This is a genomic window from Vibrio hepatarius (assembly GCF_043642085.1).
GTDB lineage: Bacteria > Pseudomonadota > Gammaproteobacteria > Enterobacterales > Vibrionaceae > Vibrio > Vibrio hepatarius_C.
In genome coordinates this window covers 167,592-192,852 of sequence record NZ_JBHZSA010000006.1, presented here as the reverse complement: position 1 = coordinate 192,852, position 25,261 = coordinate 167,592, and the positions used below count along the sequence as shown (strand labels likewise).

General features: G+C 45.7%; 23 protein-coding genes. 20 read left to right on the top strand and 3 right to left on the bottom strand.

Features of this window, described 5'->3' with window-relative positions:
- Positions 1-88: 88 nt before the first annotated feature.
- Complete coding sequence (ptsI, locus tag ACHUFZ_RS13955) at positions 89-1,813, top strand: phosphoenolpyruvate-protein phosphotransferase PtsI (RefSeq protein ID WP_394127625.1); 1,725 nt, start codon at positions 89-91, stop codon at positions 1,811-1,813.
- 105 nt (positions 1,814-1,918) lie between these two features.
- Positions 1,919-2,428 (top strand): PTS glucose transporter subunit IIA, encoded by a 510-nt coding sequence (gene crr / locus ACHUFZ_RS13950; RefSeq protein ID WP_053441769.1) that lies wholly within the window; start codon positions 1,919-1,921, stop codon positions 2,426-2,428.
- A 70-nt stretch (positions 2,429-2,498) separates the two neighbouring features.
- Here crr and ACHUFZ_RS13945 read toward each other — a convergent pair whose 3' ends face one another.
- Positions 2,499-3,677: a 2-octaprenyl-3-methyl-6-methoxy-1,4-benzoquinol hydroxylase gene (locus ACHUFZ_RS13945; protein ID WP_394127624.1), complete on the bottom strand. Its 1,179-nt coding sequence runs from the start codon at positions 3,675-3,677 to the stop codon at positions 2,499-2,501.
- A gap of 286 nt (positions 3,678-3,963) precedes the next feature.
- Between ACHUFZ_RS13945 and miaB the strand changes: the two genes are divergently transcribed.
- The 5 genes from miaB (at position 3,964) to lnt (ending at position 9,595) form a co-directional block, all read left to right on the top strand.
- Positions 3,964-5,388: a tRNA (N6-isopentenyl adenosine(37)-C2)-methylthiotransferase MiaB gene (gene miaB / locus ACHUFZ_RS13940; RefSeq protein ID WP_004415119.1), complete on the top strand. Its 1,425-nt coding sequence runs from the start codon at positions 3,964-3,966 to the stop codon at positions 5,386-5,388.
- Between the two features lie 108 nt (positions 5,389-5,496).
- Positions 5,497-6,609, top strand: coding sequence for a PhoH family protein (locus tag ACHUFZ_RS13935; RefSeq protein WP_134836251.1), 1,113 nt, complete (start codon positions 5,497-5,499; stop codon positions 6,607-6,609).
- A gap of 2 nt (positions 6,610-6,611) precedes the next feature.
- Positions 6,612-7,076 carry an rRNA maturation RNase YbeY gene (gene ybeY / locus ACHUFZ_RS13930; RefSeq protein ID WP_394127623.1) on the top strand — a complete coding sequence of 155 codons (465 nt, stop codon included), beginning with the start codon at positions 6,612-6,614 and terminating at the stop codon, positions 7,074-7,076.
- A gap of 72 nt (positions 7,077-7,148) precedes the next feature.
- Entirely contained in the window at positions 7,149-8,048 is a 900-nt protein-coding gene (corC, locus tag ACHUFZ_RS13925; RefSeq protein WP_053441765.1) for a CNNM family magnesium/cobalt transport protein CorC, read from the top strand.
- A gap of 38 nt (positions 8,049-8,086) precedes the next feature.
- Positions 8,087-9,595 carry an apolipoprotein N-acyltransferase gene (gene lnt, locus ACHUFZ_RS13920; protein WP_394127622.1) on the top strand — a complete coding sequence of 503 codons (1,509 nt, stop codon included), beginning with the start codon at positions 8,087-8,089 and terminating at the stop codon, positions 9,593-9,595.
- 296 nt (positions 9,596-9,891) lie between these two features.
- On the opposite strand, the gene ACHUFZ_RS13915 is transcribed toward lnt, so the two are convergent.
- Entirely contained in the window at positions 9,892-10,362 is a 471-nt protein-coding gene (locus ACHUFZ_RS13915; RefSeq protein WP_053441763.1) for a zinc ribbon-containing protein, read from the bottom strand.
- Positions 10,363-10,519: 157 nt separating this feature from the next.
- Between ACHUFZ_RS13915 and leuS the strand changes: the two genes are divergently transcribed.
- The 13 genes from leuS (at position 10,520) to ACHUFZ_RS13850 (ending at position 23,579) form a co-directional block, all read left to right on the top strand.
- Positions 10,520-13,111 (top strand): leucine--tRNA ligase, encoded by a 2,592-nt coding sequence (gene leuS / locus ACHUFZ_RS13910; RefSeq protein WP_394127621.1) that lies wholly within the window; start codon positions 10,520-10,522, stop codon positions 13,109-13,111.
- 162 nt (positions 13,112-13,273) lie between these two features.
- Complete coding sequence (locus ACHUFZ_RS13905; protein WP_394127620.1) at positions 13,274-13,924, top strand: LPS-assembly lipoprotein LptE; 651 nt, start codon at positions 13,274-13,276, stop codon at positions 13,922-13,924.
- A gap of 5 nt (positions 13,925-13,929) precedes the next feature.
- Positions 13,930-14,943: a DNA polymerase III subunit delta gene (gene holA, locus ACHUFZ_RS13900; RefSeq protein ID WP_394127619.1), complete on the top strand. Its 1,014-nt coding sequence runs from the start codon at positions 13,930-13,932 to the stop codon at positions 14,941-14,943.
- A 72-nt stretch (positions 14,944-15,015) separates the two neighbouring features.
- Positions 15,016-15,333, top strand: a complete 318-nt coding sequence (rsfS, locus tag ACHUFZ_RS13895; RefSeq protein ID WP_053441759.1) for a ribosome silencing factor — start codon at positions 15,016-15,018, stop codon at positions 15,331-15,333.
- 3 nt (positions 15,334-15,336) lie between these two features.
- Positions 15,337-15,807, top strand: a complete 471-nt coding sequence (rlmH, locus tag ACHUFZ_RS13890) for a 23S rRNA (pseudouridine(1915)-N(3))-methyltransferase RlmH (RefSeq protein WP_053441758.1) — start codon at positions 15,337-15,339, stop codon at positions 15,805-15,807.
- A 6-nt stretch (positions 15,808-15,813) separates the two neighbouring features.
- The gene (mrdA, locus tag ACHUFZ_RS13885; RefSeq protein WP_394127618.1) at positions 15,814-17,694 is read left to right on the top strand and encodes a penicillin-binding protein 2; all 1,881 of its coding nucleotides are present in this window, start codon (positions 15,814-15,816) and stop codon (positions 17,692-17,694) included.
- 1 nt (position 17,695) lies between these two features.
- Complete coding sequence (rodA, locus tag ACHUFZ_RS13880; protein WP_394127617.1) at positions 17,696-18,817, top strand: rod shape-determining protein RodA; 1,122 nt, start codon at positions 17,696-17,698, stop codon at positions 18,815-18,817.
- On the top strand, positions 18,818-19,600 hold the full coding sequence (locus ACHUFZ_RS13875; RefSeq protein ID WP_134836261.1) for a septal ring lytic transglycosylase RlpA family protein: 783 nt from the start codon (positions 18,818-18,820) through the stop codon (positions 19,598-19,600). It abuts the gene before it with no gap.
- A gap of 89 nt (positions 19,601-19,689) precedes the next feature.
- Entirely contained in the window at positions 19,690-20,868 is a 1,179-nt protein-coding gene (locus tag ACHUFZ_RS13870) for a serine hydrolase (RefSeq protein ID WP_394127616.1), read from the top strand.
- 151 nt (positions 20,869-21,019) lie between these two features.
- Positions 21,020-21,298, top strand: a complete 279-nt coding sequence (gene ybeD, locus ACHUFZ_RS13865) for a DUF493 family protein YbeD (protein WP_004415161.1) — start codon at positions 21,020-21,022, stop codon at positions 21,296-21,298.
- Positions 21,299-21,477: 179 nt separating this feature from the next.
- Positions 21,478-22,125, top strand: a complete 648-nt coding sequence (gene lipB, locus ACHUFZ_RS13860; RefSeq protein WP_394127615.1) for a lipoyl(octanoyl) transferase LipB — start codon at positions 21,478-21,480, stop codon at positions 22,123-22,125.
- Positions 22,126-22,154: 29 nt separating this feature from the next.
- On the top strand, positions 22,155-23,120 hold the full coding sequence (gene lipA / locus ACHUFZ_RS13855; RefSeq protein ID WP_134836264.1) for a lipoyl synthase: 966 nt from the start codon (positions 22,155-22,157) through the stop codon (positions 23,118-23,120).
- A 132-nt stretch (positions 23,121-23,252) separates the two neighbouring features.
- Positions 23,253-23,579 (top strand): hypothetical protein, encoded by a 327-nt coding sequence (locus ACHUFZ_RS13850; protein WP_134837075.1) that lies wholly within the window; start codon positions 23,253-23,255, stop codon positions 23,577-23,579.
- Between the two features lie 424 nt (positions 23,580-24,003).
- Here the strand turns inward: ACHUFZ_RS13850 and glyA are convergent, their stop codons facing one another.
- Entirely contained in the window at positions 24,004-25,254 is a 1,251-nt protein-coding gene (gene glyA, locus ACHUFZ_RS13845; protein ID WP_053441751.1) for a serine hydroxymethyltransferase, read from the bottom strand.
- Positions 25,255-25,261: the final 7 nt, after the last annotated feature.

Here is a 25,261-nt window from a genome sequence, read left to right as displayed (position 1 = left end):
GGAAATAGGCCAAAATATAAGCTACAAATATTCGTTAGCGCACTCATTATTCTCCCGTTTTTAAAGTTGACCAATTTAAGGTAAGGCTATGATTTCAGGCATCCTAGCATCTCCTGGTATTGCTATCGGTAAAGCACTACTACTTCAAGAAGATGAAATCGTTCTAAACACTAACACTATCACTGAAGACCAAGTTGAAGCAGAAGTTCAGCGTTTCTTTGACGCTCGTAACAAATCTTCAGCTCAACTAGAAGTTGTTAAGCAAAAAGCACTTGAGACTTTCGGTGAAGAAAAAGAAGCGATCTTTGAAGGTCACATCATGCTTCTTGAAGACGAAGAGCTAGAGGAAGAAATCCTAGCACTAATCAAAAAAGACAAGATGCACGCTGATAACGCGATTTATACTGTTATCGAAGAGCAAGCAGCTGCTCTAGAATCTCTAGACGACGAATACCTAAAGGAACGTGCAACTGACATCCGTGATATCGGTACACGTTTCGTTAAAAATGCACTAGGCATCAACATTGTTTCTCTAAGCGATATCAATGAAGAAGTTATCCTAGTGGCTTACGACCTAACGCCATCTGAAACGGCACAGATCAACCTAGACTACGTTCTTGGTTTTGCTTGTGACATCGGCGGTCGTACTTCTCACACTTCAATCATGGCTCGTTCACTTGAACTTCCTGCTATCGTTGGTACTAACGACATCACATCGCGCGTTAAGAATGGCGACATGCTGATTCTTGATGCGATGAACAACAAGATCGTTATCAACCCATCTGAAGCAGAGCTAGAAGAAGCGAAAGCAGTAAAAGCGGCATTCGTTGCTGAGAAAGAAGAACTGGCTAAGCTAAAAGACCTACACGCTGAAACTCTAGACGGTCACCGTGTAGAAGTGTGCGGTAACATCGGTACTGTAAAAGACTGTGACGGCATCATCCGTAACGGTGGTGAAGGCGTTGGTCTGTACCGTACTGAATTCCTATTTATGGACCGTGATGCACTTCCAACTGAAGAAGAGCAGTACCAAGCGTACAAAGAAGTTGCTGAAGCAATGAGCGGTGAGTCGGTCATCATCCGTACTATGGACATCGGTGGTGATAAAGATCTTCCTTATATGGACCTTCCACAAGAGATGAACCCATTCCTAGGCTGGCGCGCAGTACGTATCAGCTTAGACCGTCGTGAGATCCTTCGTGACCAACTACGCGGTATCCTACGTGCATCTGCACACGGTAAGCTTCGCATCATGTTCCCAATGATCATCTCTGTTGAAGAGATCCGTGAACTGAAGAATGCAATCGAAGAGTACAAAGCTGAACTTCGCGCTGAAGGTCTAGCATTCGACGAAAACATCGAAATCGGTGTAATGGTTGAGACACCTGCAGCAGCAGCTATCGCGCACCACCTAGCGAAAGAAGTAGCATTCTTCTCAATCGGTACTAACGACCTTACTCAGTACACACTAGCAGTAGACCGTGGTAACGAGATGATCTCTCACCTATACAACCCACTATCTCCAGCAGTACTAACAGTGATCAAGCAGGTTATCAATGCTTCTCACGCTGAAGGCAAATGGACTGGTATGTGTGGTGAGCTTGCAGGTGACGAGCGTGCAACGCTACTTCTACTAGGTATGGGCCTAGATGAGTTCTCAATGAGCGGTATTTCTATCCCTAAAGTGAAGAAAGTTATCCGTAACTCTAACTTCACAGAAGTTAAAGCGATGGCTGAAGAAGCGCTTTCTCTACCAACAGCAGCAGAAATTGAAGCAGTTGTAGAAAAATTCATCGCAGAGAAAACTCAATAATCAACTAATTCCAATGAGATAGACGGTAAAAAAAGTCGTCTATCTCGCAAGATTGGTATACTATAATTCGACAGAATTAAACGAAAACGTTAGGAGCATGACACAATGGGTCTGTTTGACAAACTTAAGAAGCTAGTATCTGACGACAGCGCTGACGCTGGTGCAATCGAAATCATCGCACCTCTTTCTGGTGAAATCGTAAACATCGAAGATGTGCCAGATGTTGTTTTTGCTGAGAAAATCGTTGGTGACGGTATTGCGATCAAGCCTGCTGGCAACAAAATGGTAGCTCCTGTAAACGGTACTATCGGTAAGATCTTCGAAACTAACCACGCGTTCTCTATCGAATCTGACGACGGCGTTGAGCTATTCGTTCACTTCGGTATCGATACTGTTGAACTAAAAGGCGAAGGCTTCAAGCGCATCGCTGAAGAAGGTCAATCAGTTAAAGCTGGTGACACTATCATCGAATTCGATCTAGCTCTTCTAGAAGAGAAAGCTAAGTCAACTCTTACTCCTGTAGTTATCTCAAACATGGACGAAATCAAAGAGCTGAACAAGCTTGCTGGTTCTGTAACTGTTGGTGAAACTCCAGTACTACGTGTAACTAAGTAATCTTACTTAGCCAAACATTAAAAACGCAGCCGATTGGCTGCGTTTTTTATATCTCAGTATTTTATTCAGGCTATTTCAGCCCCAATGCGTACTTCAATACCTGGGCTTTCAAAGGCCCTGTATTTTCAGCAATTTTCAGTGCCGCATTACGCACGAGTTTTAACGGCGCAATATCATTGCTAAACCCTTTGTAGAAAAAGTCCATTCCTGACTGCATCAGCAAATTATCTGGGCGGCGCTTCCTTTCATATTGCGCTAAAACACTTTGTGATAACGCGTCTTTGCCTTCTGTCACTTCAAGTAGCACTTCAACATCTTTAAAGCCAAGGTTCACACCCTGCCCTGCCAGTGGATTAATCGTATGAGCGGAATCGCCGACAAGCACACACTGGTTGGCGGAATAAGATTGCGCATGACGACGCGTCAATGGGAATGAACCAGCTTGAAGCACTTTGATATCACCAAGCTCTTGCGGAAAGTGAGCCAATACTTCTTCGCGCAATTGAACTGATGACATCGCTGATAACCGCCTAATACGACTTGGAGAGTCATACCAAACCAACGAGCCTTGAGTACTCTCCTTTCCATCAATGTGAAGCGATGCAAGAGGAAGAAACGATCTTGGACCAGACGGCGTAAACTGTTGCCAAGTAATATCTTGCTGAGGAAGCTGCGTTTCAACATTGATCAACATGCAGTGCTGACGATAATCCCAAGCGGTAATACCGATACCAGCCAACTGGCGAACTTTTGAGTTAGCGCCATCAGCGCCGACAATTAACTCCGCAAAGATAGATTGACCAGATGACAGCTTAACCTGATTCGTTTCGCCAAAGATAATATCATCAAGTGTGTCAGGACAATAAAGTGTTACGTTATCGAGCGATTCTAACTGCTGCCATAAACCAAGTTGAATCAGCCGATTTTCAACAATGTAGCCCAGTTGCTCCATACCCAGAGATTCAGCATGGAAGCGAGTTCGACACTCAGGATGCTCCCACGTTTCTAAACGTCGGTAAGGGCAAACACGCATAGATTGGATTACATTCCATGCACCTAACTCTGTCAAAATAGAAACTGAATGCTCAGAAATGGCAGAAACACGAATATCTAATGGTTGCTCTGGGCTAAACGGCTTGAGTTTGGCACCTTCAACGACCGCTACCTTGCGGCCTTGCTTGGCAAAACCAATCGCGGTTGCGGCCCCAACCATGCCTCCACCAATCACTGCAACATCAAAATTGCTCATAATTTGTACTTCATCATATTGATTATTTGCTGTTTTTTATTGTACGTTTTCATTACCAAAATGTAACCAAAAACCTCAATTGCCATACGGGCAAATCCCTTGTTTGATAACGCTTTGAATTGATTTATCCGCAACACTAGTCAGTTGGTTTTTAAAGCAGTACAATACGCCGCTCTCTGCATTGTGAGCAGAAAATTCGGTCATCAAGCATTACATTTTATAGATGACTATAAGTAACACTGGGCGATTTGCTCCCTTAATTTAAACTAACGATCGAGCGAACAAAATGAGTAAGAAACTGCTAATTAAAACCTGGGGCTGCCAGATGAACGAATACGATTCATCAAAAATGGCGGATCTACTGAACGCGGCTAACGGCTATGAGCTGACGGAAGAACCAGAAGAGGCAGACGTACTACTTCTTAATACCTGTTCAATTCGCGAAAAAGCGCAAGAGAAAGTGTTCCACCAGCTTGGTCGTTGGAAAACGCTAAAAGATAAGAAAGAAGGCGTTGTTATCGGTGTTGGCGGCTGTGTTGCTACACAAGAAGGTGACCACATCCGTGAACGTGCACCTTTTGTAGACGTAATCTTCGGTCCACAAACACTGCACCGCCTTCCAGAGATGATCAAACAATCTCAATCGAATGAAGCGCCAGTAATGGACATCTCTTTCCCTGAGATTGAAAAGTTTGACCGTCTACCAGAGCCTCGCGCTGAAGGTGCAACAGCATTCGTTTCTATCATGGAAGGCTGTTCTAAGTACTGTACTTACTGTGTTGTACCTTACACTCGTGGTGAAGAAGTAAGCCGTCCAATGGATGACGTACTATTCGAAATCGCACAGCTCGCTGATCAAGGTGTACGCGAAGTCAACCTACTAGGTCAAAACGTAAACGCATACCGTGGTCCAACACACGAAGGTGATATCTGCTCATTCGCTGAACTGCTTCGTCTTGTTGCTTCTATCGATGGCATCGACCGTATTCGCTTTACAACCAGCCACCCACTAGAGTTCACTGACGACATCATCGCAGTTTATGAAGATACGCCTGAGCTTGTAAGCTTCCTGCACCTACCTGTACAAAGTGGTAGTGACCGCATTCTTACTATGATGAAGCGTCCTCACACAGCGATTGAATACAAGTCAATCATTCGTAAGCTACGTAAAGCGCGTCCTGACATTCAAATCAGTTCTGACTTCATTGTTGGCTTCCCTGGTGAAACAGCGAAAGATCACCAAGACACAATGAAGCTAATCAAAGACGTTGATTTCGATATGAGCTTCAGCTTTATCTTCTCTCCACGTCCAGGTACGCCAGCTGCTGACTACCCATGTGACGTGCCAGAGCAAGAGAAAAAAGAGCGTCTATACGAACTGCAACAAACGGTTAATGCACAAGCAATGCGCTACTCACGCCTTATGCTTGATACAGAGCAGCGCGTTCTTGTTGAAGGCCCGTCGAAAAAGAACCTTATGGAGCTTCGCGCACGTACTGAAAACAACCGTGTAGTGAACTTTGAAGGCAGTGCAGACCTAATCGGTCAGTTTGTTGATGTGAAGATCACTGACGTATTTGCTAACTCTTTACGTGGGGACCTGGTTCGCACTGAAAAAGACATGGACCTTCGCACAGTCATCTCTCCTACTCAGATGATGGCAAAAACAAAGCGCGAAGATGAGCTAGGTGTAGCAACCTTTACGCCTTAAGCTTGAAAATCGCTGTATAAGTTACCATCTTAGAGATAGGTAACGATCGCCATTAGAAGCCCGGTCTAAATCGGGCTTTTTTAGAGTGGCACACTTTGAGAGGCAACTTTGAGCAATAAAATTGTAACTCTAGAAATCAATCTAGAACCTTCTGACAATCGCCGTCTAGCTAGCCTTTGCGGTCCTTTCGACGATAATATCAAGCACTTAGAACGTCGCTTAGGCGTTGAAATCAGCTACCGTGGTAACTTCTTTACCATCGTAGGCAAGCCACATACCAGTGCTGCAGCGCTTGAAATCATTAAAACACTTTACGTAAATACGGCACCTGTTCGCGGCAACATTCCTGATGTTGAACCAGACGAAATCCATCTTGCGATTAAAGAAACAGGTGTACTAGAGCAAGATCTAGAAGCGAGCTTCGAGCACGGCAAAGAAGTGTTCATCAAGACCAAAAAAGGCGTCATCAAACCGCGTACACCAAACCAAGGTCAATACTTGATGAACATGGTTACCCATGACATCTCTTTCGGTATTGGTCCGGCAGGTACAGGTAAAACTTACCTAGCAGTTGCTGCAGCAGTTGATGCTTTAGAGCGCCAAGAAATTCGTCGTATTTTGCTTACTCGTCCAGCAGTAGAAGCAGGTGAGAAGCTCGGCTTCCTACCAGGTGATTTAAGCCAAAAAGTCGACCCATACCTTCGTCCACTATACGATGCCCTTTTTGAAATGTTAGGCTTTGAAAAGGTAGAGAAACTGATTGAGCGTAACGTTATCGAGGTTGCGCCGCTGGCTTATATGCGTGGTCGAACACTCAATGATGCATTCATCATCTTAGATGAAAGTCAAAACACCACCGTAGAACAGATGAAGATGTTCTTGACGCGTATCGGCTTTAACTCTCGTGCGGTGATTACCGGTGATATTACTCAGATTGATTTGCCTCGTGGGGCGAAATCAGGCCTGCGTCATGCGATCGAAGTGTTAAGTGATGTCGATGACATCAGCTTCAACTTCTTCTTAGCCGATGATGTTGTTCGCCACCCTGTGGTAGCGCGCATCGTTAACGCTTATGAGAAGTGGGAAGCGAAAGATCAGAAAGAGCGTAAAGAGCGTGACCGCATCCGCCGTGAAGAGCGTGAAGCTCAGCAGGCCGCTAACCAAGCTCTAGTTGACGCTGCGGCAACGGTAAGTAATACGACGGCAAAAGAGAGTAACTAAGCATGAGTATTGAACTGGATCTTCAATTAGCTGTCGAAGATGAAAACGGCTTACCGACTTTTGACGATATTCATCTCTGGTTAAGCTCTGCTGTGACAAGCTTTCAACCACAGGCCGAAGTAACGGTTCGTTTAGTGGATGAAGAAGAAAGCCACCAGCTTAACCATGACTATCGTGGCAAAGACAAGCCAACCAATGTGCTTTCTTTTCCGTTTGAAGCGCCTCCAAGCATTGAGATGGATTTATTGGGTGATTTAATCATCTGCCGCCAAGTTGTTGAACGTGAAGCCATCGAGCAAAACAAACCTCTAATGGCTCACTGGGCGCATATGGTTGTACATGGCAGCTTGCATCTGCTAGGTTATGATCATATCGAGGATGACGAAGCTGAAGAGATGGAGTCACTCGAAACAGAAATCATGCAACGTATGGGCTTTAATGACCCCTACATTGATGAGAAAGAGTAATGTAAGTAATCTTACTTAGCACTACTGACGTGAGCTATCACACATCTGATAGCGTTACTTAAATGAGAAACAATGAACGAAGACAATTCGCCCTCTTCTCTAGAAGGTAAGAAAGAAAAATCTGAAGGTCCGAGTAGAAAGTCCTTCTTCGGACGCCTAGGTCAAATTTTTCAAGGTGAACCAAAAGATCGCCAAGAGCTTGTGGAAGTATTCCGCGACTCAGAAGAAAACGACCTGATCGACCACGACACCCGCGATATGCTAGAAGGTGTTATGGAGATCTCTGAAATGCGTGTGCGTGACATCATGTTACCGCGTTCGCAAATGGTTACGGTTGATCGTAGTGACGATTTAGACACTCTAATTAACCTCATTACTGATGCTCAGCACTCACGCTACCCAGTTATCAGTGAAGATAAAGACCATGTAGAAGGTATTCTGCTTGCGAAGGACTTACTTAAATACTTAGGCTCTGGCAGCGAACCATTTGATATCGAACAAGTTATCCGTCCTGCGGTGGTTGTTCCTGAAAGTAAGCGTGTAGACCGCCTACTGAAAGAGTTCCGTGAAGAACGTTATCACATGTCTATCGTTGTTGATGAGTTTGGTGGGGTCTCTGGCCTTGTGACTATCGAGGATATTCTTGAAGAAATCGTTGGTGAAATCGAAGATGAATTTGACGATGAAGAAGAACTGGATATTCGCAAACTAAGCAAACACACATTTGCAGTAAAAGCTCTGACAACAATCGAAGAGTTCAATGACACCTTCAACACATCATTTAGTGATGAAGAGGTCGATACTGTAGGTGGTATGGTAATGACTGCGTTTGGTCATCTACCATCACGCGGTGAAGTAGTCGAAATTGAAGGGTACAACTTCAAAGTTACCTCTGCTGACAACCGTCGTGTGTTACAGCTACAAGTGACCATCCCTGACGAAGAGCTCATTACAGACTCTACCGAAGAGTAACGCTACGCTCCCTTGCGGGAACAAAAAGAATAATACCGATGATCAATTCCTTTTTTCATCGCCTCAAACGGCCGCTCGCGGCCGTTTTTGTTGGCGCATCCACGACTCTTGCCTTTGCTCCTTACGAGCTATGGCCTATCGCTTTTATCAGCCCTGCTCTGCTCCTTTTACTGATCCACCAGCAATCCGCTAAGCGCGCACTGTGGGTTGGCTATGCTTGGGGCCTAGGTCAATTTGCAACCGGCGTCAGTTGGGTGCACGTCAGTATTGATAACTTCGGTGGCATGCCAAAGATAGCCAGTGTGTTTTTAATGTCACTGCTTATCGGCTACCTTGCCATTTATTCGGCGCTCTTTTCTTGGAGCCTGAATCGTTTCTTCCCTAACGGTAATCGTACCCGCTATTTGTTAGCGGCACCGGCTCTGTGGCTCATTTTTGACTGGCTACGTGGCTGGGTGATGACTGGCTTTCCTTGGTTATGGTTGGGCTACAGTCAAATAGAAAGTCCACTGGCTAACTTCGCCCCTATTGGGGGGGTTGAGCTACTCACTTTACTTGTCGTTGTTAGTGCTGGCGCTATTGCCTACTCGGCGCTAAACCGACAATGGCTACACCTAGTGATCCCAGCAGTTATTGTTATGACTGGCTACGGGCTGCAATCGGCTCAGTGGGTGACACCTAGCCCTGAAAAGATCACTAAGATCGCTCTGATTCAAGGCAATGTTCCTCAAGAGCTAAAGTGGAAGCCGAGCGAGCGCTGGCCAACCATCATGAAGTACACTGATCTCACTCGAGAGAACTGGGATGCGGACATCATCATTTGGCCTGAAGCAGCCATCCCTGCTTTTGAATTTGAGATTTCATCGTTCTTACGCAACTTAGATGCTGCCGCTCGTATGAATAACAGTGCGGTTATCACAGGTATCGTAAACCAAGGCGAAGATAAGCAGTTTTACAACAGCATTTTGACCCTAGGCCAAACCCCTTACGGTGATTACAGCTACGACATGGACAAGCGCTATCACAAACATCACCTACTTCCATTTGGTGAGTTTGTTCCGTTCGAAGATATCTTAAGACCAATTGCGCCTTTCTTTAATTTACCAATGTCTTCATTTAGCCGTGGTGACTTTATCCAGCCGAACATCAGTGCCAACAATAAGCAGATGGCACCAGCGCTATGTTATGAAATCATCTTTAACGAGCAAGTCAGACAAAACGTCAACGACCAAACAGATTACATTCTCACACTATCTAACGATGCGTGGTTTGGTAAATCAATTGGCCCGTTACAGCATATGGAAATTGCGCGCATGCGCGCTCTAGAGCTAGGTAAACCGGTGATTCGTGCGACCAACAACGGCCTCACCGCCGTGACTGACTATTTGGGCCATATCACTGCGCAAGTGCCACAGTTTGAAACTGCGGTATTAAGAGCAGAAATCACATCTACCACAGGTGAAACACCTTATCGACAAGTGGGCACTTGGCCGCTGTATATTTGGGTGGTGTTGAGTCTGGTTGTTGGTTGGAAGTTGAGAGACTAGCGAGAAAATCTTAGGGTTGGTGTGAAAACATCAACCCTCTTTTTTACTGCCCCCTCTAGAAGAAGGAACGACCGAGTTGGAGATCTCTTGAGGCGAGTAGAATACTTAGTGAGATTCCCTACTCGCACCTTCGTCACTCAATGGAATGACGCTTCTCATTTTATCATTGTCATCCCCAAGAACGAGGAACGTGTGAGTTGGGGATCTCTTGAAGCGAGTAGAATACTTAGCGAGACTCCCTACTCGCTCCTTCGTCACTCAATGGAATGACAGTTATTGTCTAATTGGGTAAAGCTTTACGGCTTCAATGCCTGACGGCTAAACCCCTTACAGCCACACTTGGTACATGGAATAATAACCGTTGGGTGGTTGTATTGAGTTTTATGCCCACAGTCATCACAGACTAAATGACCTAAACCAATCACTTCACCGGCTTGATATAGACCTTGGTGCTCTAGATCTTGGAATAGTTCCACCCATTCCACCTTGGTTCGGTCAGTGATATCGAGCAAACCTTGCCAAATAGAGTCAGCAACCATCAGATAAAATGGGCCGCCTTTAGAATCTTCATAGCTGTCTGCAAACTCTTTTAAATCTGACTTAACGTATGCTGAAACCAATGCCACCTCATCTTTAGTCAAGTCATTCGCGGCTTGAGCCACTTTCCCCGACGTTTCAATGACGTGGTTCACTTCATCAGGGCTATGTTTGAGTGTTTCAACCACGTCATCTAGCATCTCTTCATAACCTGCTTTGCGTTTTGGCATAGCGAACCTCCTCAAGATTCCAATCCATGTGCTCCCCTAAATAGAAGTATGACGGGGATAGCTATTGTTGTACCTCGTTCCTTTAGGTATTCTATGACGATCTATTTAAGTCTGTTCTAACCGAACTCACAAATTCCAAGATAACCGGACATCATCGATGCAAGAACAATACAACCCGCAAGATATTGAACAGAAAGTTCAACAGCACTGGGACAACAACAAGACCTTTGTTGTAAGTGAAGACCCAAACAAAGAAAAATTCTACTGTCTATCTATGTTCCCTTACCCAAGTGGCCGACTGCACATGGGTCACGTGCGTAACTACACTATCGGTGATGTAGTCTCTCGCTTCCAACGCCTGCAAGGTAAAAACGTAATGCAACCAATCGGTTGGGATGCGTTTGGTCTACCTGCTGAAAACGCAGCAGTAAAAAACAACACTGCGCCAGCGCCATGGACTTACGAAAACATTGAGTACATGAAGAACCAACTTAAGCTTCTAGGCTTTGGTTACGACTGGAACCGTGAATTCGCAACGTGTACTCCTGAGTACTACCGTTGGGAACAAGAGTTCTTCACGAAGCTTTACAACAAAGGCCTGGTGTACAAGAAGACGTCTTCAGTTAACTGGTGTCCTAACGACCAAACCGTTCTAGCTAACGAACAGGTTGAAGACGGTTGCTGCTGGCGTTGTGATACGCCTGTAGAACAAAAGAAGATTCCACAGTGGTTCATTAAGATCACTGAGTACGCTCAGGAGCTACTAGACGATCTAGACAACCTTGAAGGTTGGCCTGAGATGGTTAAGACCATGCAGCGCAACTGGATTGGCCGTTCTGAAGGTGTTGAGCTATCTTTCGCTGTTAACGGTGAAGAAGCGCCACTAGAAGTTTACACAACTCGTCCAGACACACTAATGGGTGTTTCTTATGTTGGTATCGCTGCTAGTCACCCACTTGCAGAGAAAGCATCTAAGAACAACCCAGAGCTTGCTGCATTCGTTGAAGAATGTCGTAACACTAAAGTTGCTGAAGCTGAACTAGCAACGATGGAAAAGAAAGGCATGGATACTGGCCTAACGGCTGTCCACCCTCTTAATGGTCGTGTTGTTCCTGTTTACGTAGCAAACTTTGTTCTGATGGATTACGGCACAGGTGCGGTAATGGCGGTTCCAGCTCACGATCAACGTGACTACGAGTTCGCGACTAAGTACGGCATCGATATCATTCCAGTAATCAAGCCAGAAGATGGTTCTGAACTAGATGTATCTGAAGCGGCTTACACTGAGAAAGGCGTACTGTTCGACTCTGGTGAGTTCGATGGTCTTGCTTTCCAAGAAGCATTCGACGCAATTGCTGCGAAGCTAGAAGCAGAAGGCAAAGGTAAGAAAACCGTTAACTTCCGTCTACGCGACTGGGGTGTATCTCGTCAACGCTACTGGGGTGCGCCAATCCCAATGGTAACGACTGAAGATGGTGAAGTTCACCCAGTACCAGCAGACCAACTACCAGTAATTCTTCCTGAAGATGTGGTAATGGACGGCGTAACTAGCCCAATCAAAGCTGATAAAGAATGGGCGAAGACAACTTTCAACGGCGAACCTGCTCTACGTGAGACAGATACATTCGATACCTTTATGGAGTCTTCTTGGTACTACGCGCGTTACTGTTCACCACAAGCTGACGACATCCTAGATCCAGAAAAAGCCAACTACTGGCTACCTGTAGACCAGTACATCGGTGGTATCGAGCATGCTTGTATGCACCTACTGTACTCTCGTTTCTTCCACAAGTTGCTACGTGACGCTGGTTACGTAACGTCTGACGAGCCGTTCAAGCAGCTACTATGTCAAGGCATGGTTCTAGCGGATGCGTTCTACTTCGAGAACGATAAAGGCGGTAAAGAGTGGGTTGCTCCAACTGACGTTGCTGTAGAGCGTGACGGTAAAGGCCGCATCACTTCGGCAAAAGATAACGAAGGCCGTGACGTAACACACTCAGGCATGATCAAGATGTCTAAGTCGAAGAACAACGGTATCGATCCACAAGAGATGGTAGACAAGTACGGTGCTGACACAGTACGTCTATTTATGATGTTTGCATCACCTGCTGACATGACACTTGAGTGGCAAGAATCTGGCGTTGAAGGTGCAAACCGCTTCCTGAAACGTGTTTGGAAACTGGTTAACGAGCACGCATCAAAAGGCGCGGCAGAAGCTGTTGATACTTCAGCGCTATCTGGCGACCAAAAAGCTCTACGTCGTGACGTCCACAAGACTATCGCGAAAGTGACGGACGATGTTGCTCGTCGCCAAACGTTCAACACGGCAATCGCTGCGATCATGGAACTGATGAACAAGCTAGCGAAAGCGCCTCAAGAGTCAGCGCAAGATCGTGCAATCCTAGATGAAGCACTAAAAGCAGTCGTAGCAATGCTTTACCCAATCACTCCGCACATCTCTTACGAAATGTGGGCAGGTTTGGGTCAAGGTTCTGAAGACTTAGTTGATATCGACAACGCGGCATGGCCAACTCACGATGAGAAAGCGCTAGTTGAAGACGAGAAGCTAATCATCGTTCAGGTTAACGGCAAGCTACGTGCGAAGCTGACAGTCCCTGCAGATATCTCAAAAGAAGATATTGAAGCACTAGGCCTAAACGATGAGAATGTCACTAAGTTCACAGAAGATAAAACTGTTCGTAAAGTAATTTACGTACCAGGTAAACTTCTCAACATTGTGGCAAACTAATAAATTGCGGCGAGCTAATCGCTGTTAAATAAGTCATAAGCAGGGTAACTCTGTTCTCTTGAACAAAAGCATTACCCTGCTTTATTTATCTTAAGGTTTTAGCCTCTACTCAAGGCATAGAATCGTAAGATAAATATTCCAATAATCGAGAGCCCTATATCCATGTTTCATAGCGCATCACGCCTGATCTCAACGTCATCAATCAAGCTAACCAGTGTTGTTCTAATGGCCAGCCTTCTATCTGCTTGTGGTTTCCATCTTCGCGGTGATTACTCTGTACCAGAAGAGCTAGAAACAATTTCTCTAACCAGTTATGACCAATACAGCACCTTTACTCGCATGATGAAAGGCCAGCTGCGCATGAGTGAAATCAAAGTTGTTCCACCTGCAGCAAACGTTCCTAACCTTCACCTAGTGAGTGAGGGCGTTGGTGAACGTACTCTATCTCTATACCAAAATACCCGCGCAGCAGAAAAAGAACTGACGTTCCGCACTTCTTACCGTGTGACGATTCCAGACCTTGGAACAAAAACTTTCTCAACCAGCGTAACGCGTAGTTACCTAGATAACCCGCTAACTGCCCTTGCGAAATCGGTAGAACGCGACATGATCGAAGACGAAATGCGTAAACTTGCCGCAACGCAAATCATTCGCCAGATGGGCCGTTTAAGAGCCGATATTGAAGCTAATGAACTGCTTGAGCAAGAACAAGAAGCTCAGTTGAAAGCGGAAGAAGAGCAGTACCGAGTGAAAACCTTCTACACTGAAGATGCTCAAGGTCAGACAACTTCTGAAACGCCAGTGAATCAATAATTATTATGCGAATTTTCGCCGACCGTTTAGTGGAGCAGCTCAATAAGCAGCTCCACCCTACTTACCTTATCTTTGGCAGTGAACCTTTACTCATTCAGGAGTCTCGCCAAGCCATTCAAAAAGCCGCCTTTGCGCAAGGTTTTGAAGAGCGCCATCGTTTTGCCATTGATAGCTCATTTGATTGGAATGCCGTTTACGACTGCTGCCAAGCTATGAGCCTATTCTCAGCTCAACAAATCATAGAACTTGAACTACCGGAGTCTGGCGTTAACGCTGGCATTGCCAAAGAACTGCTCTCCGTATCAGAGATGCTGCATAGCGATATTATCTTTGTGCTGATTGGCAGTAAGCTGACCAAAGCTCAAGAAAATGCTAAATGGTTTAAAGCGCTGGCAAATAATGGTTGTTGGGTAAACTGCTTATCCCCTGATATTCAAAGGTTACCCCAGTTTGTTCAAGCTCGTTGCCGCGCATTAAACCTAAAACCGGATCAGGAAGCCGTGCAAATGCTTGCTCAGTGGCATGAAGGTAACCTGTTCGCATTAACCCAGAGCCTTGAGAAGCTAGCGTTACAATACCCTGATGGCATATTAAACCTAGTCAGACTGGAAGAGTCGCTAAGTCGCCATAACCACTTTACCGCTTTTCACTGGATTGATGCCCTACTTGCAGGTAAAGCAAAACGCTCGCAAAGAATACTCCGTCAGCTTGAAGCCGAAGGTGTAGAAAGCGTCATCTTGATCCGCACAGTGCAAAAAGAGCTAACCCAGCTTTTGAATATGGCTAATCAAATCCAAATAAAGCCAATTGGACAGGTTTTTGAGAGTTACCGTATTTGGCAATCGAAGCGCCCACTTTATTCCGCGGCGCTAAATCGATTACAAGCACCTAAAATAATCCAATTGCTGCAATTATTGGCCAAAATAGAATTACTGGTAAAAACTCAGTACGATCAATCAAGCTGGCCACTACTTCACCAGTTGAGTACCGAGATTTGCCTGCCGCAAGTGAAGCTATAAAAAGCGTGATATACTTCGCCGCCGCAAAATAGAAACCCGCTACAACAGCACAACATCAACGAGGACAACACCTTGCAACTTGAAGAGTTAAATAACTTCCTAGTCGACAAAGTAGATGACATGAAAGCCCAAGACATCAAAACCATTGATGTTCAGGGTAAATCAAGCATTACCGATTTTATGATCGTATGTACTGGCACGTCGAAACGTCACGTCGCTTCTATCGCTGAGCACGTTGCAAAAGAATCAAAAATGGCCGGCTTAGAGCCTCTTGGCATTGATGGTGAAGCGGAAGGTGAATGGGTTGTTGTGGATATGGGCACAACCATTATTCACGTGATGCAAGAAGAGCAGCGCGAGCTTTACCAGCTAGAGAAGCTTTGGGGCTAATCGATGAAGATACAGTTGATTGCCGTTGGTACAAAAATGCCAAAATGGGTGGAAGAGGGTTTTCAAGAATACAAACGCCGCTTCCCTCATGATATGCCATTAGAACTTGTCGAAATTCCAGCCGGAAAACGCGGAAAAAATGCCGATATTGCAAGGATTCTGCAAAAAGAAGGTGAGGCAATGCTGGCAGCCGTGCCAAAAGGCAATCGAATTGTTACTCTCGACATCCCTGGTAAAAAGTGGGATACGCCGCAACTAGCGGAGCAACTAGAGAGCTGGAAGCTCGACGGACGTGATGTATCAATCCTTATCGGTGGTCCAGAAGGTCTAGCTCCTGCTTGTAAAGCAGCTGCAGATCAAAGTTGGTCACTATCCGCGCTAACCTTGCCACATCCGTTAGTGCGTATTGTCATGGCAGAAAGTTTATACCGAGCGTGGAGCATTACCGCTAACCACCCGTATCACCGAGAATAACAATAGATGTTACGAAAGCGTACCCAGATAAGGGATTACCATGAGGAAGCGCGACTATTCAAGAGTCGCGCTATTGTCGCTTTCATTGGTATCGTTACGATGCTGGGGCTTCTGGTTACCAACCTGTACAATATCCAGATCAACCAATATCAAGATTATAAAACTCGCTCTAACGATAACCGAATCAAAGTCGTTCCTATTGCACCAAACCGTGGTTTGATTTACGACCGCAACGGTAACCTATTGGCCGAAAACCGCCCGGTCTTTAGCCTTGAAATCACGCCAGAGAAAGTCAAAGACATGGATGATACCATCCAACGTCTACAACAAATCCTAGAGATTACCCCAGAGCAAGTTGAGCGCTTTGAGAAAGAACGTCGTCAAACACGTCGCTTTAAGTCAGTACCGATCCTGACTCAGCTAACTCAAGATCAAGCTGCGAAATTTTCGGTTAATCAGTACAAATTCCCAGGCGTCTCGGTAAACGCAGCGTTAAAGCGCCACTACCCTTATGGTGAAGTGCTAACACACGTTATTGGTTACGTATCACGTATCAACGATCGCGATATTCAGAGACTAATCCGAGAAGAAAAAGACGCCAACTACCAAGCTACTCGAGACATCGGTAAGCTCGGTATTGAACGCTATTACGAAGACCTTTTACACGGCACTGCAGGTTACCAAGAAGTCGAAGTTAACAGCCGCGGCCGAGTGATTCGCACGCTAAAATACGTACCGCCTGAGCCTGGGAAAGATATTGTTCTTAACCTGGACATCAATTTACAGCTCTATATTCATGAGCTTCTTGCCGGACGTCGTGGTAGTGCGGTTGTTCTCGATCCGGAAGACAATGGCGTGCTGGCTATGGTATCGAGTCCAAGCTATGACCCAAATGCTTTCGTACATGGTATTTCGAGCAAAAACTATAGCGCGTTACTGAACGATAAAAATCGTCCGTTAGTTAACCGAGCGACACTCGGGATCTACCCACCAGCCTCCACCATTAAACCATTTATGGCGGTGGCAGCGCTTCAGGAAGGGGTGATCACGCCGTATACCACTCGAAATGACCCAGGTTACTGGAAGATACCAAATTCGAAGACTCGCCCATTTAGAGATTGGCTTGCATGGGGCCATGGTAAGGTCGACATTGTTAAGTCAATTGAGGAATCCGTCGATACCTTTTTCTACCAGATTGCTTATGACATGGGTATCGACCGTATTTCTCGTTGGATGATGATGTTTGGCTTTGGTGATTACACCGGCATAGATATCTATGAAGAGAGCAAGGCTAATATGCCAACTCGAGAGTGGAAGATGGCCAGACACCGAGTGCCTTGGTACCAAGGGGACACCATCCCTGTAGGTATCGGACAAGGTTATTGGACAGCAACACCGATGCAATTAGCCAAAGCGACATCAGTGCTGGTGAAACGCGGTGAAGTAGTGGCACCTCACTTGCTACGTGCCACTATCGACAATGGCGAACTGTTTGAGAAACAACAGCTTTCAGATATAGAAACCTACCCGCCAATTACGGGCGTAAAAGAGCGCTATTGGGATATCGCGGTAGAAGGCATGCGTTTAGTAAACCATGGTAAAAAAGGCACGGCGCGTAGAGCCTTTACTAAGACTAAGTATGTCAGTGCAGGTAAATCAGGTACCGCACAAGTCTTTGGTCTTGGCGAAGATGAAGAGTACAACGCGGATGAAATCGCCGAGCACTTACGCGACCACGCACTATTTACTGGCTTTGCCCCAATCGACGATCCAAAACTTATCGTTACGGTTGTTTTGGAAAACGCAGGTGGTGGCTCTTCGCAAGGCGGCCCAGTGGTTAGAAGAATCTTTGACCACACGCTAGTTGATAAAAAAGAGACGAAATAATATGGATTTAAATCCAGCAACCGGTGAAAATCGCGCTCTATTTGAACGCTTCCACCTCGACTTACCATTACTGCTTGGCATTCTCGCATTAATGGGCTTTGGCCTAGTGGTAATGTACAGTGCGAGCGGACAAAGTCTGGCGATGATGGATCGTCAAGCAATGCGCATGGGCTTGTCGCTTGGTGTGATGCTGATTCTAGCGCAAATCCCACCGCGTACTTATGAAGCCTTAGCACCACTGATGTTTGTTGGCGGCGTAGTGTTACTGCTTGGGGTGCTGTTTTTTGGTGAAGCCTCCAAAGGCGCGCAACGTTGGCTGAATTTGGGTTTTATCCGCTTTCAGCCCTCGGAACTGTTAAAGCTAGCGGTTCCATTGATGATCGCTCGCTATATTGGTAAGCGCCCACTACCACCCACGTTCCAGACGTTAGTGATCTCTTTGGTGATGGTGTTTGTACCAACCATTTTAATCGCTAAACAGCCAGACTTAGGCACCTCAATCCTTATCGCAGCATCAGGTATCTTTGTTATTTTCCTTGCAGGCATTAGCTGGAAGATCATCTTTGCCGCCGCTTGTGGCCTAGGTGCCTTTTTACCAATTCTATGGTTCTTCTTGATGCGCGAGTATCAAAAAGTCCGGGTCAGAACCCTATTCAACCCAGAGTCCGACCCGCTAGGGGCTGGTTATCACATCATTCAAAGTAAAATCGCGATTGGTTCCGGTGGTATATCGGGTAAAGGCTGGCTGCAAGGCACTCAGTCTCAGCTTGAGTTCTTACCTGAGCGACACACTGACTTTATCTTCGCTGTTATCGCTGAAGAGTGGGGCCTGATCGGCATCTTACTCCTGCTTAGCCTGTATTTATTTATCATTGGCCGCGGCTTGGTACTAGCAAGTAAAGCTCAAACTGCCTTTGGCCGAATGATGGCAGGCAGTATCGTATTAAGCTTCTTCGTCTATGTGTTCGTAAATATTGGCATGGTAAGCGGCATTTTACCGGTAGTTGGTGTTCCACTGCCCCTTATCAGTTACGGTGGTACCTCCATGGTGACCCTAATGGCCGGCTTTGGCATCTTAATGTCGATCCATACCCACAGAAAAGCATTCTCTAAGGCAATATAAATGATAAACAAGCAGCTACTGCTCCCTACACTTCTAGCTAGCCTTGTGCTGGCTGGGTGTTCTTCATCCCCATCGAAACGTTATTCGATTGATGATGATATTGCCCCTGATGCACCAATCAGTGTTGACCATATTGAAGATGCAACGCCGCAGTACGAACCTTATAGCTTAGGAGGCAACAGCAATTACACGCTGCGTGGTGAAAGCTATACCATCATCAAAGAGCCTAAAGGCTTTAAGCAAGAAGGTCAGGCATCTTGGTACGGTAAGAAGTTTCATGGTCATCTAACCTCCAACGGTGAAATCTATGACATGTACTCGATGACGGCAGCGCATAAAGAGCTACCTATTCCTAGTTATGTCAAAGTCACCAATAAAGATAACGGCAAAACCACTGTTGTTCGCGTTAACGATCGCGGCCCTTTCCATCCGGGGCGTATTATCGATCTAAGTTACGCTGCTGCGTTAAAGCTTGATGTTATCCGCACTGGCACGGCGAACGTGGCAATTGAGGTCATTTCCGTCGATAGACCCACTCAAACACACAAACAAGAAGCCCTGCCAAAGTTTGTTGTTCAGGTTGCTTCGTCAAAACATCAAGATCGCGTTGAAACTTTAGCGCAAGACTTGAGTCAAAAGCTATCAGTGAAGAGCTACGTCAATTCTGCTAGCGATATTCACCGTGTATTTTTAGGTCCGTTTAACGACTATATGTTGACCCAAAAAGCACTAGAGCAAGTAAAAGAGCTGGGTTATACCAGCGCTTTCATAAAATCCCACTAGTCCTCAATCCAGTGTACTTAATCACTACACTGGCTTGAGTGATTGATTCTGTTAAGATATGGACAGTTTTAGATAAACCTGTAGTCACTATGAAAAAAACATCACTAATAAAATCAGTGTTTGCGTCATCAATTGCGCTTTCTGCAACCATCGCAACGTCTGCTTTCGCATCTCCAATTGTTGTTCCTGACGCGCCTCAAATCGCAGCGAAAGGTTACGTTTTGATGGACTTCCATTCTGGTAAAGTTCTGGCAGAGAAAGAAATGAATACCAAGCTTTCTCCTGCGAGTCTTACCAAAATGATGACCAGCTACGTAATCGGCCAAGAACTTGAGCGTGGCAACATCTCTCTACAAGACGATGTGACTATCAGTAAAAACGCTTGGGCAAAGAACTTCCCTGACTCATCAAAGATGTTCATCGAAGTTGGAACAACCGTTAAGGTTGAAGATCTAAACCGCGGTATCATTGTTCAATCTGGCAACGACGCGTGTGTGGCAATGGCTGAACACATCGCAGGCTCTGAAGATGCATTTGTCGATCTGATGAACGCTTGGGCTGATACCATTGGTATGAAAGACACGCATTTTGCTAACGTGCATGGTCTAGATAACCCAAACCTATACTCAACGCCCTACGATATGGCTCTACTGGGTAGCGCGCTAATCCGCGATGTACCAGACGAGTACCGCATCTACTCAGACAAGAAATTTACTTACAACGGCATCACCCAATACAACCGTAACGGTCTACTTTGGGACAAGAGCATGAACGTTGACGGTATTAAAACGGGTCACACTAGTAACGCTGGCTACAGCCTAGTGAGTTCAGCAACTGAAGGTCAAATGCGTCTAGTTGCTGTTGTAATGGGCACTAAGAATGCCAATGCTCGTAAGTCTGAAAGCAAAAAACTACTGAGCTACGGCTTCCGCTTCTTCGAAACCGTTGCTCCGCATAAAGCGGGCGAAACGTTTGTTGAAGAGAAAATCTGGATGGGTAACAAAGATACTGTTGCTCTAGGCCTTGACCAAGATACTTACGTAACACTACCGCGTGGCCAAGCGAAAAACCTAACTGCTAGCTTTGTACTTGAAAAAGAGCTAGAAGCCCCAATTATGAAGGGTGACGTAGTTGGTAAGCTATACTATCAACTAGAAGGTGAAGATATTGCAGAGTACCCACTTCTAGCACTAGAAGACGTAGAGCAAGGCAGCCTATTTAGCCGCCTATGGGATTACATTGTAATGCTGGTGAAAAGCTTCCTGTAATTTCTGCATGTAGCTGATAAAAAGCCGCCTAGTGCGGCTTTTTTAATTGTATTGATAATATTAAGCCGCGAATCGTGATGCCTTGAGATCCTCATCGATAGGCAGTACTATTCCGCGCTGCAAACAACGACTTTCAACTTGGAGTTCCAACATGCTGAACATTAACTCAGATGCTAAACTGAAAGACCTGCTTGAGTTCCCTTGTTCTTTTACTTACAAGGTTATGGGCTATGCAAAGCCTGAACTGCCAGAGAAGGTTCTAGAAGTGATCCAACGCCATGCTCCAGGTGATTACAGCCCTACAGTTAAGCCAAGCGCTAAGGGGAATTACCACTCGGTATCAGTGAACATCACTGCTACTTCAATCGAGCAGGTTGAGACCCTATACAAAGAACTGGGTGAGATCGACATCGTACGCATGGTTCTATAATTTAATTTGAATCTATCAAATTATTTTGAAAGCAGCGAAAGCTGCTTTCTTTTTAGATATCAAACAGATAAAAATCCTACAAAAACTCTAGGGTTAAAAATGTGTTACTGGCATATAGTTCGATTGCCAGAAGCAGTTTATAATCCGTCTACTTTATTAATCGACGATGGAACAGCGGAATGCAAAACCAGCTTGTAGTGAAACATCTCGGCAGACAAGATTACGAGCCAATTTGGCGCGCAATGCATGACTTCACCGATACCAGAACGGATGAAACCGCCGATGAAGTTTGGCTCGTTGAACACAACCCTGTGTTCACTCAAGGACAAGCGGGTAAAGCAGAGCACTTACTGAACACTGGCGATATTCCAGTGGTACAAAGTGACCGCGGCGGTCAAGTGACCTACCATGGGCCAGGTCAGTTAGTCGCTTACTTCCTGATAAACCTTCGTCGTAAAAAAATTGGTGTACGAGATCTCGTCACGCATATCGAGAATCTCGTAATTAACACGCTAAAGACATACAATATCGACTCTGCAGCGCGCCCAGACGCACCGGGTGTGTATGTAGATGGCAAAAAAATCTGTTCCTTAGGTTTGCGAATCCGTAAAGGATGTTCGTTCCATGGTTTAGCATTAAATGTAAATATGGACCTATCGCCGTTCCACCGCATCAATCCATGTGGTTATGCCGGAATGGAAATGGTTCAAGTGAGTCAGCTTGGTGGTCCAAGTGACATTATCGAGGTCGAACATAAGCTAGTCGAAGAACTGGTGACTCTACTCGGTTATGACCAAGTTGAATCCAAAACATTAGCCAGCCAATAAGACAAACAGTAACGAGAAGTAAGAGAAGCATGAGTAAACCAATCCAAATGGAAAAAGGCGTTAAATACCGCGACGCTGACAAAATGGCACTGATTCCAGTAAAGAACATGCCAACAGAGCAAAAAGAAGTTCTTCGTAAACCTGAATGGATGAAGATCAAGCTCCCAGCGGACAGCCAACGTATCCAAGACATCAAGTCGGCTATGCGTAAAAATAACCTCCACTCTGTTTGTGAAGAGGCTTCATGTCCAAACCTAGCGGAATGTTTTAACCACGGTACCGCTACGTTTATGATCCTTGGTGCTATCTGTACTCGTCGCTGCCCATTCTGTGACGTAGCACATGGTCGCCCTCTTACTCCTGAAGCTGATGAGCCGAAAAAACTGGCGAAAACCATCCAAGATATGAAGCTTAAGTATGTCGTTATTACGTCTGTTGACCGTGACGACCTACGTGACGGTGGCGCACAACACTTCGCTGATTGTAACCGCGAGATCCGTGCACTTAACCCAAGCATCAGAATCGAGACTCTTGTTCCTGACTTCCGTGGCCGTATGGATGTCGCGCTTGATCTAATGAAAGACAATCCACCAGATGTATTCAACCACAACCTAGAGACTGCGCCGCGCCTATATCGTAAGGCTCGTCCGGGTGCAAACTACAAGTGGTCACTACAACTGCTACAGAAATTCAAAGAGCAGCACCCAGATATCCCAACAAAATCTGGCGTTATGATGGGCCTTGGTGAAACTAAGGAAGAGATCATTCAAGTACTGAAAGACCTTCGTGAACATGGTGTGACCATGCTGACACTTGGCCAGTACTTGGCTCCGAGCCGTCACCACTTACCAGTAGAGCGTTATGTTCCGCCTTCTGAGTTTGATGAACTTAAAGAGATCGCACTTGAGCTAGGCTTTACTCACGCAGCGTGTGGCCCATTTGTACGCTCTTCGTACCATGCCGATCTTCAAGCGCAAGGTATCGAAGTAAGCTAAAAGTTGCTTGATTGAATAAAAGGCTGGCTAAATATGTCAGCCTTTTTTAATTTCTATTGAATGAACAACTACTCTTATATAGGCTTAGCTAACTAGTTATAAGCACAAGATAAAATCACCTAAGGATTTATTATGAAGAGATTAGGATTAGTCGCAGTGGCGCTGGCGACACTTACTGCTGGCTGCGCTTCAAATACAAAGCAAGACAACTTTCGTGAAGCCTCTTTTGAGCTTTGTAATACCGACGTTTCTCTTTATTCAGTAAGTGACGATGAGCGTGTACGCATTGTGTGCGCCGACGGGTCTAAGTTTTCTCTCAACAGTGAAAAGACTTTGGAAACCATGCGCGATATTAACTTCGACTACTGTGATGGTGAAGGCTTAGGTAAGTTTAGCGAGAGCACTAAGTACTACTCGTTCAAATGTAAGTCAGGCACATTGATTAGCTTGCCTAAGTAAACGAGTTTCGAGTTTCGAGTTTCGAGTTTCGAGTTTCGAGTTTCGAGTTTCGAGTTTCGAGTTTCGAGCATAATTGTCGGGGTGGGCGTTTCAGCGTCCACCCTTTTTATTATATTCGGTCATCCTCAAGAGTGAGGAACGAACGAATTGGGGATCTCTTCCAGCGAGTAGAAGGCGTTTAGAGATTCCCTACTCGCTCCTTCGTCGCTCTATGGAATGACAGTCGCTCTTTCCCCTTCTAAGAGCCTTTCTCCAATCAGCACCTCTACAATCCATTTTCGACAGATACAAAAAAGCCACATCAAATGATGAGGCTTCAATTCATTTTCAAACTGAATGGTTTCTAGTTCAAGGAAAAGGCGCGGAGTTTACGATAGTAAATGAGCACCTTTGACGCAGAAATAGAACCATTCAGGCAGAAAAATTACGCGTAAACAGGTAGACGCTTACAAATCTCTAGCACTTTTGCTTTCGTTGCTTCGATAACTTCCTCGTTGCCGATGTTATCTAGCACGTCACACATCCAGTTCGCTAGCTCTTTCGCATCTTCTTCAGTGAAGCCACGACGAGTGATAGCTGGAGAACCTACACGGATACCAGACGTTACAAATGGGCTGCGTGGGTCGTTTGGTACTGAGTTCTTGTTTACAGTGATGTTTGCTGCACCTAGTGCTGCATCGGCATCTTTACCTGTGATGTCTTTGTCGATTAGGTCAACTAGGAACAGGTGATTTTCAGTACCATTAGAAACGATTTTGTAACCGCGCTCTTGGAACTGAGCAACCATCGCTTTTGCGTTCTTCACTACGCGCGCTTGGTAAGCTTTGAATTCAGGTTCCATTGCTTCTTTGAACGCTACTGCTTTGCCTGCAATAACGTGCATAAGAGGGCCACCTTGGCCGCCAGGGAAGACAGCTGAGTTCAGCTTTTTGTACATCTCTTCACCCGCGTTAGACAGGATAAGACCACCACGTGGACCTGCTAGCGTTTTGTGAGTCGTTGTCGTTACAACGTGAGCGTGTGGTACTGGCGTTGGGTATTCGCCTGCAGCGATTAGACCCGCTACGTGCGCCATATCGACAAATAACCAAGCACCTGCTTTGTCTGCAATTTCACGCATGCGTGCCCAATCTACGATTTGTGAGTAAGCAGAGAAACCACCGATGATCATCTTAGGCTTGTGCTCAAGCGCTAACTGTTCCATCTCGTCGTAGTTGATTTGGCCTGCTTCGTCGATACCGTAAGGGATAACATTGTAATGCTTACCAGAGAAGTTTACTGGAGAGCCGTGAGTCAGGTGACCACCGTGCGCTAGGCTCATACCTAGAACCGTATCGCCTGGGTTAAGTAGCGCCATGTAAACAGCACTGTTTGCTTGAGAACCAGAGTGTGGCTGTACGTTTGCGTACTCACAACCAAATAGCTGACATGCACGGTCGATAGCCAGAGCTTCTGCTTTATCAACGTACTCACAACCACCATAGTAGCGCTTGCCTGGGTAACCTTCAGCGTACTTGTTTGTTAGCTGAGAACCTTGAGCTTCCATTACACGTGGGCTGGTGTAGTTTTCAGAAGCGATAAGTTCAATGTGTTCTTCCTGGCGAAGAGTTTCTTCTTGGATTGCTGCGAACAGTTCCGCATCGTAATCTGCGATGTTCATATCACGCTTTAGCATCTGTATC

Bases quoted from the DNA above. Each gene is read 5' to 3' on its own strand.
- ptsI (WP_394127625.1), top strand. From the start codon at position 89: ATGATTTCAGGCATCCTAGCATCTCCTGGTATTGCTATCGGTAAAGCA.
- crr (WP_053441769.1), top strand. From the start codon at position 1,919: ATGGGTCTGTTTGACAAACTTAAGAAGCTAGTATCTGACGACAGCGCT.
- ACHUFZ_RS13945 (WP_394127624.1), bottom strand. From the start codon at position 3,677: ATGAGCAATTTTGATGTTGCAGTGATTGGTGGAGGCATGGTTGGGGCC.
- miaB (WP_004415119.1), top strand. From the start codon at position 3,964: ATGAGTAAGAAACTGCTAATTAAAACCTGGGGCTGCCAGATGAACGAA.
- ybeY (WP_394127623.1), top strand. From the start codon at position 6,612: ATGAGTATTGAACTGGATCTTCAATTAGCTGTCGAAGATGAAAACGGC.
- corC (WP_053441765.1), top strand. From the start codon at position 7,149: ATGAACGAAGACAATTCGCCCTCTTCTCTAGAAGGTAAGAAAGAAAAA.
- lnt (WP_394127622.1), top strand. From the start codon at position 8,087: ATGATCAATTCCTTTTTTCATCGCCTCAAACGGCCGCTCGCGGCCGTT.
- ACHUFZ_RS13915 (WP_053441763.1), bottom strand. From the start codon at position 10,362: ATGCCAAAACGCAAAGCAGGTTATGAAGAGATGCTAGATGACGTGGTT.
- leuS (WP_394127621.1), top strand. From the start codon at position 10,520: ATGCAAGAACAATACAACCCGCAAGATATTGAACAGAAAGTTCAACAG.
- ACHUFZ_RS13905 (WP_394127620.1), top strand. From the start codon at position 13,274: ATGTTTCATAGCGCATCACGCCTGATCTCAACGTCATCAATCAAGCTA.
- holA (WP_394127619.1), top strand. From the start codon at position 13,930: ATGCGAATTTTCGCCGACCGTTTAGTGGAGCAGCTCAATAAGCAGCTC.
- rlmH (WP_053441758.1), top strand. From the start codon at position 15,337: ATGAAGATACAGTTGATTGCCGTTGGTACAAAAATGCCAAAATGGGTG.
- mrdA (WP_394127618.1), top strand. From the start codon at position 15,814: ATGTTACGAAAGCGTACCCAGATAAGGGATTACCATGAGGAAGCGCGA.
- rodA (WP_394127617.1), top strand. From the start codon at position 17,696: ATGGATTTAAATCCAGCAACCGGTGAAAATCGCGCTCTATTTGAACGC.
- ACHUFZ_RS13875 (WP_134836261.1), top strand. From the start codon at position 18,818: ATGATAAACAAGCAGCTACTGCTCCCTACACTTCTAGCTAGCCTTGTG.
- ACHUFZ_RS13870 (WP_394127616.1), top strand. From the start codon at position 19,690: ATGAAAAAAACATCACTAATAAAATCAGTGTTTGCGTCATCAATTGCG.
- ybeD (WP_004415161.1), top strand. From the start codon at position 21,020: ATGCTGAACATTAACTCAGATGCTAAACTGAAAGACCTGCTTGAGTTC.
- lipB (WP_394127615.1), top strand. From the start codon at position 21,478: ATGCAAAACCAGCTTGTAGTGAAACATCTCGGCAGACAAGATTACGAG.
- lipA (WP_134836264.1), top strand. From the start codon at position 22,155: ATGAGTAAACCAATCCAAATGGAAAAAGGCGTTAAATACCGCGACGCT.
- ACHUFZ_RS13850 (WP_134837075.1), top strand. From the start codon at position 23,253: ATGAAGAGATTAGGATTAGTCGCAGTGGCGCTGGCGACACTTACTGCT.
- glyA (WP_053441751.1), bottom strand. From the start codon at position 25,254: ATGCTAAAGCGTGATATGAACATCGCAGATTACGATGCGGAACTGTTC.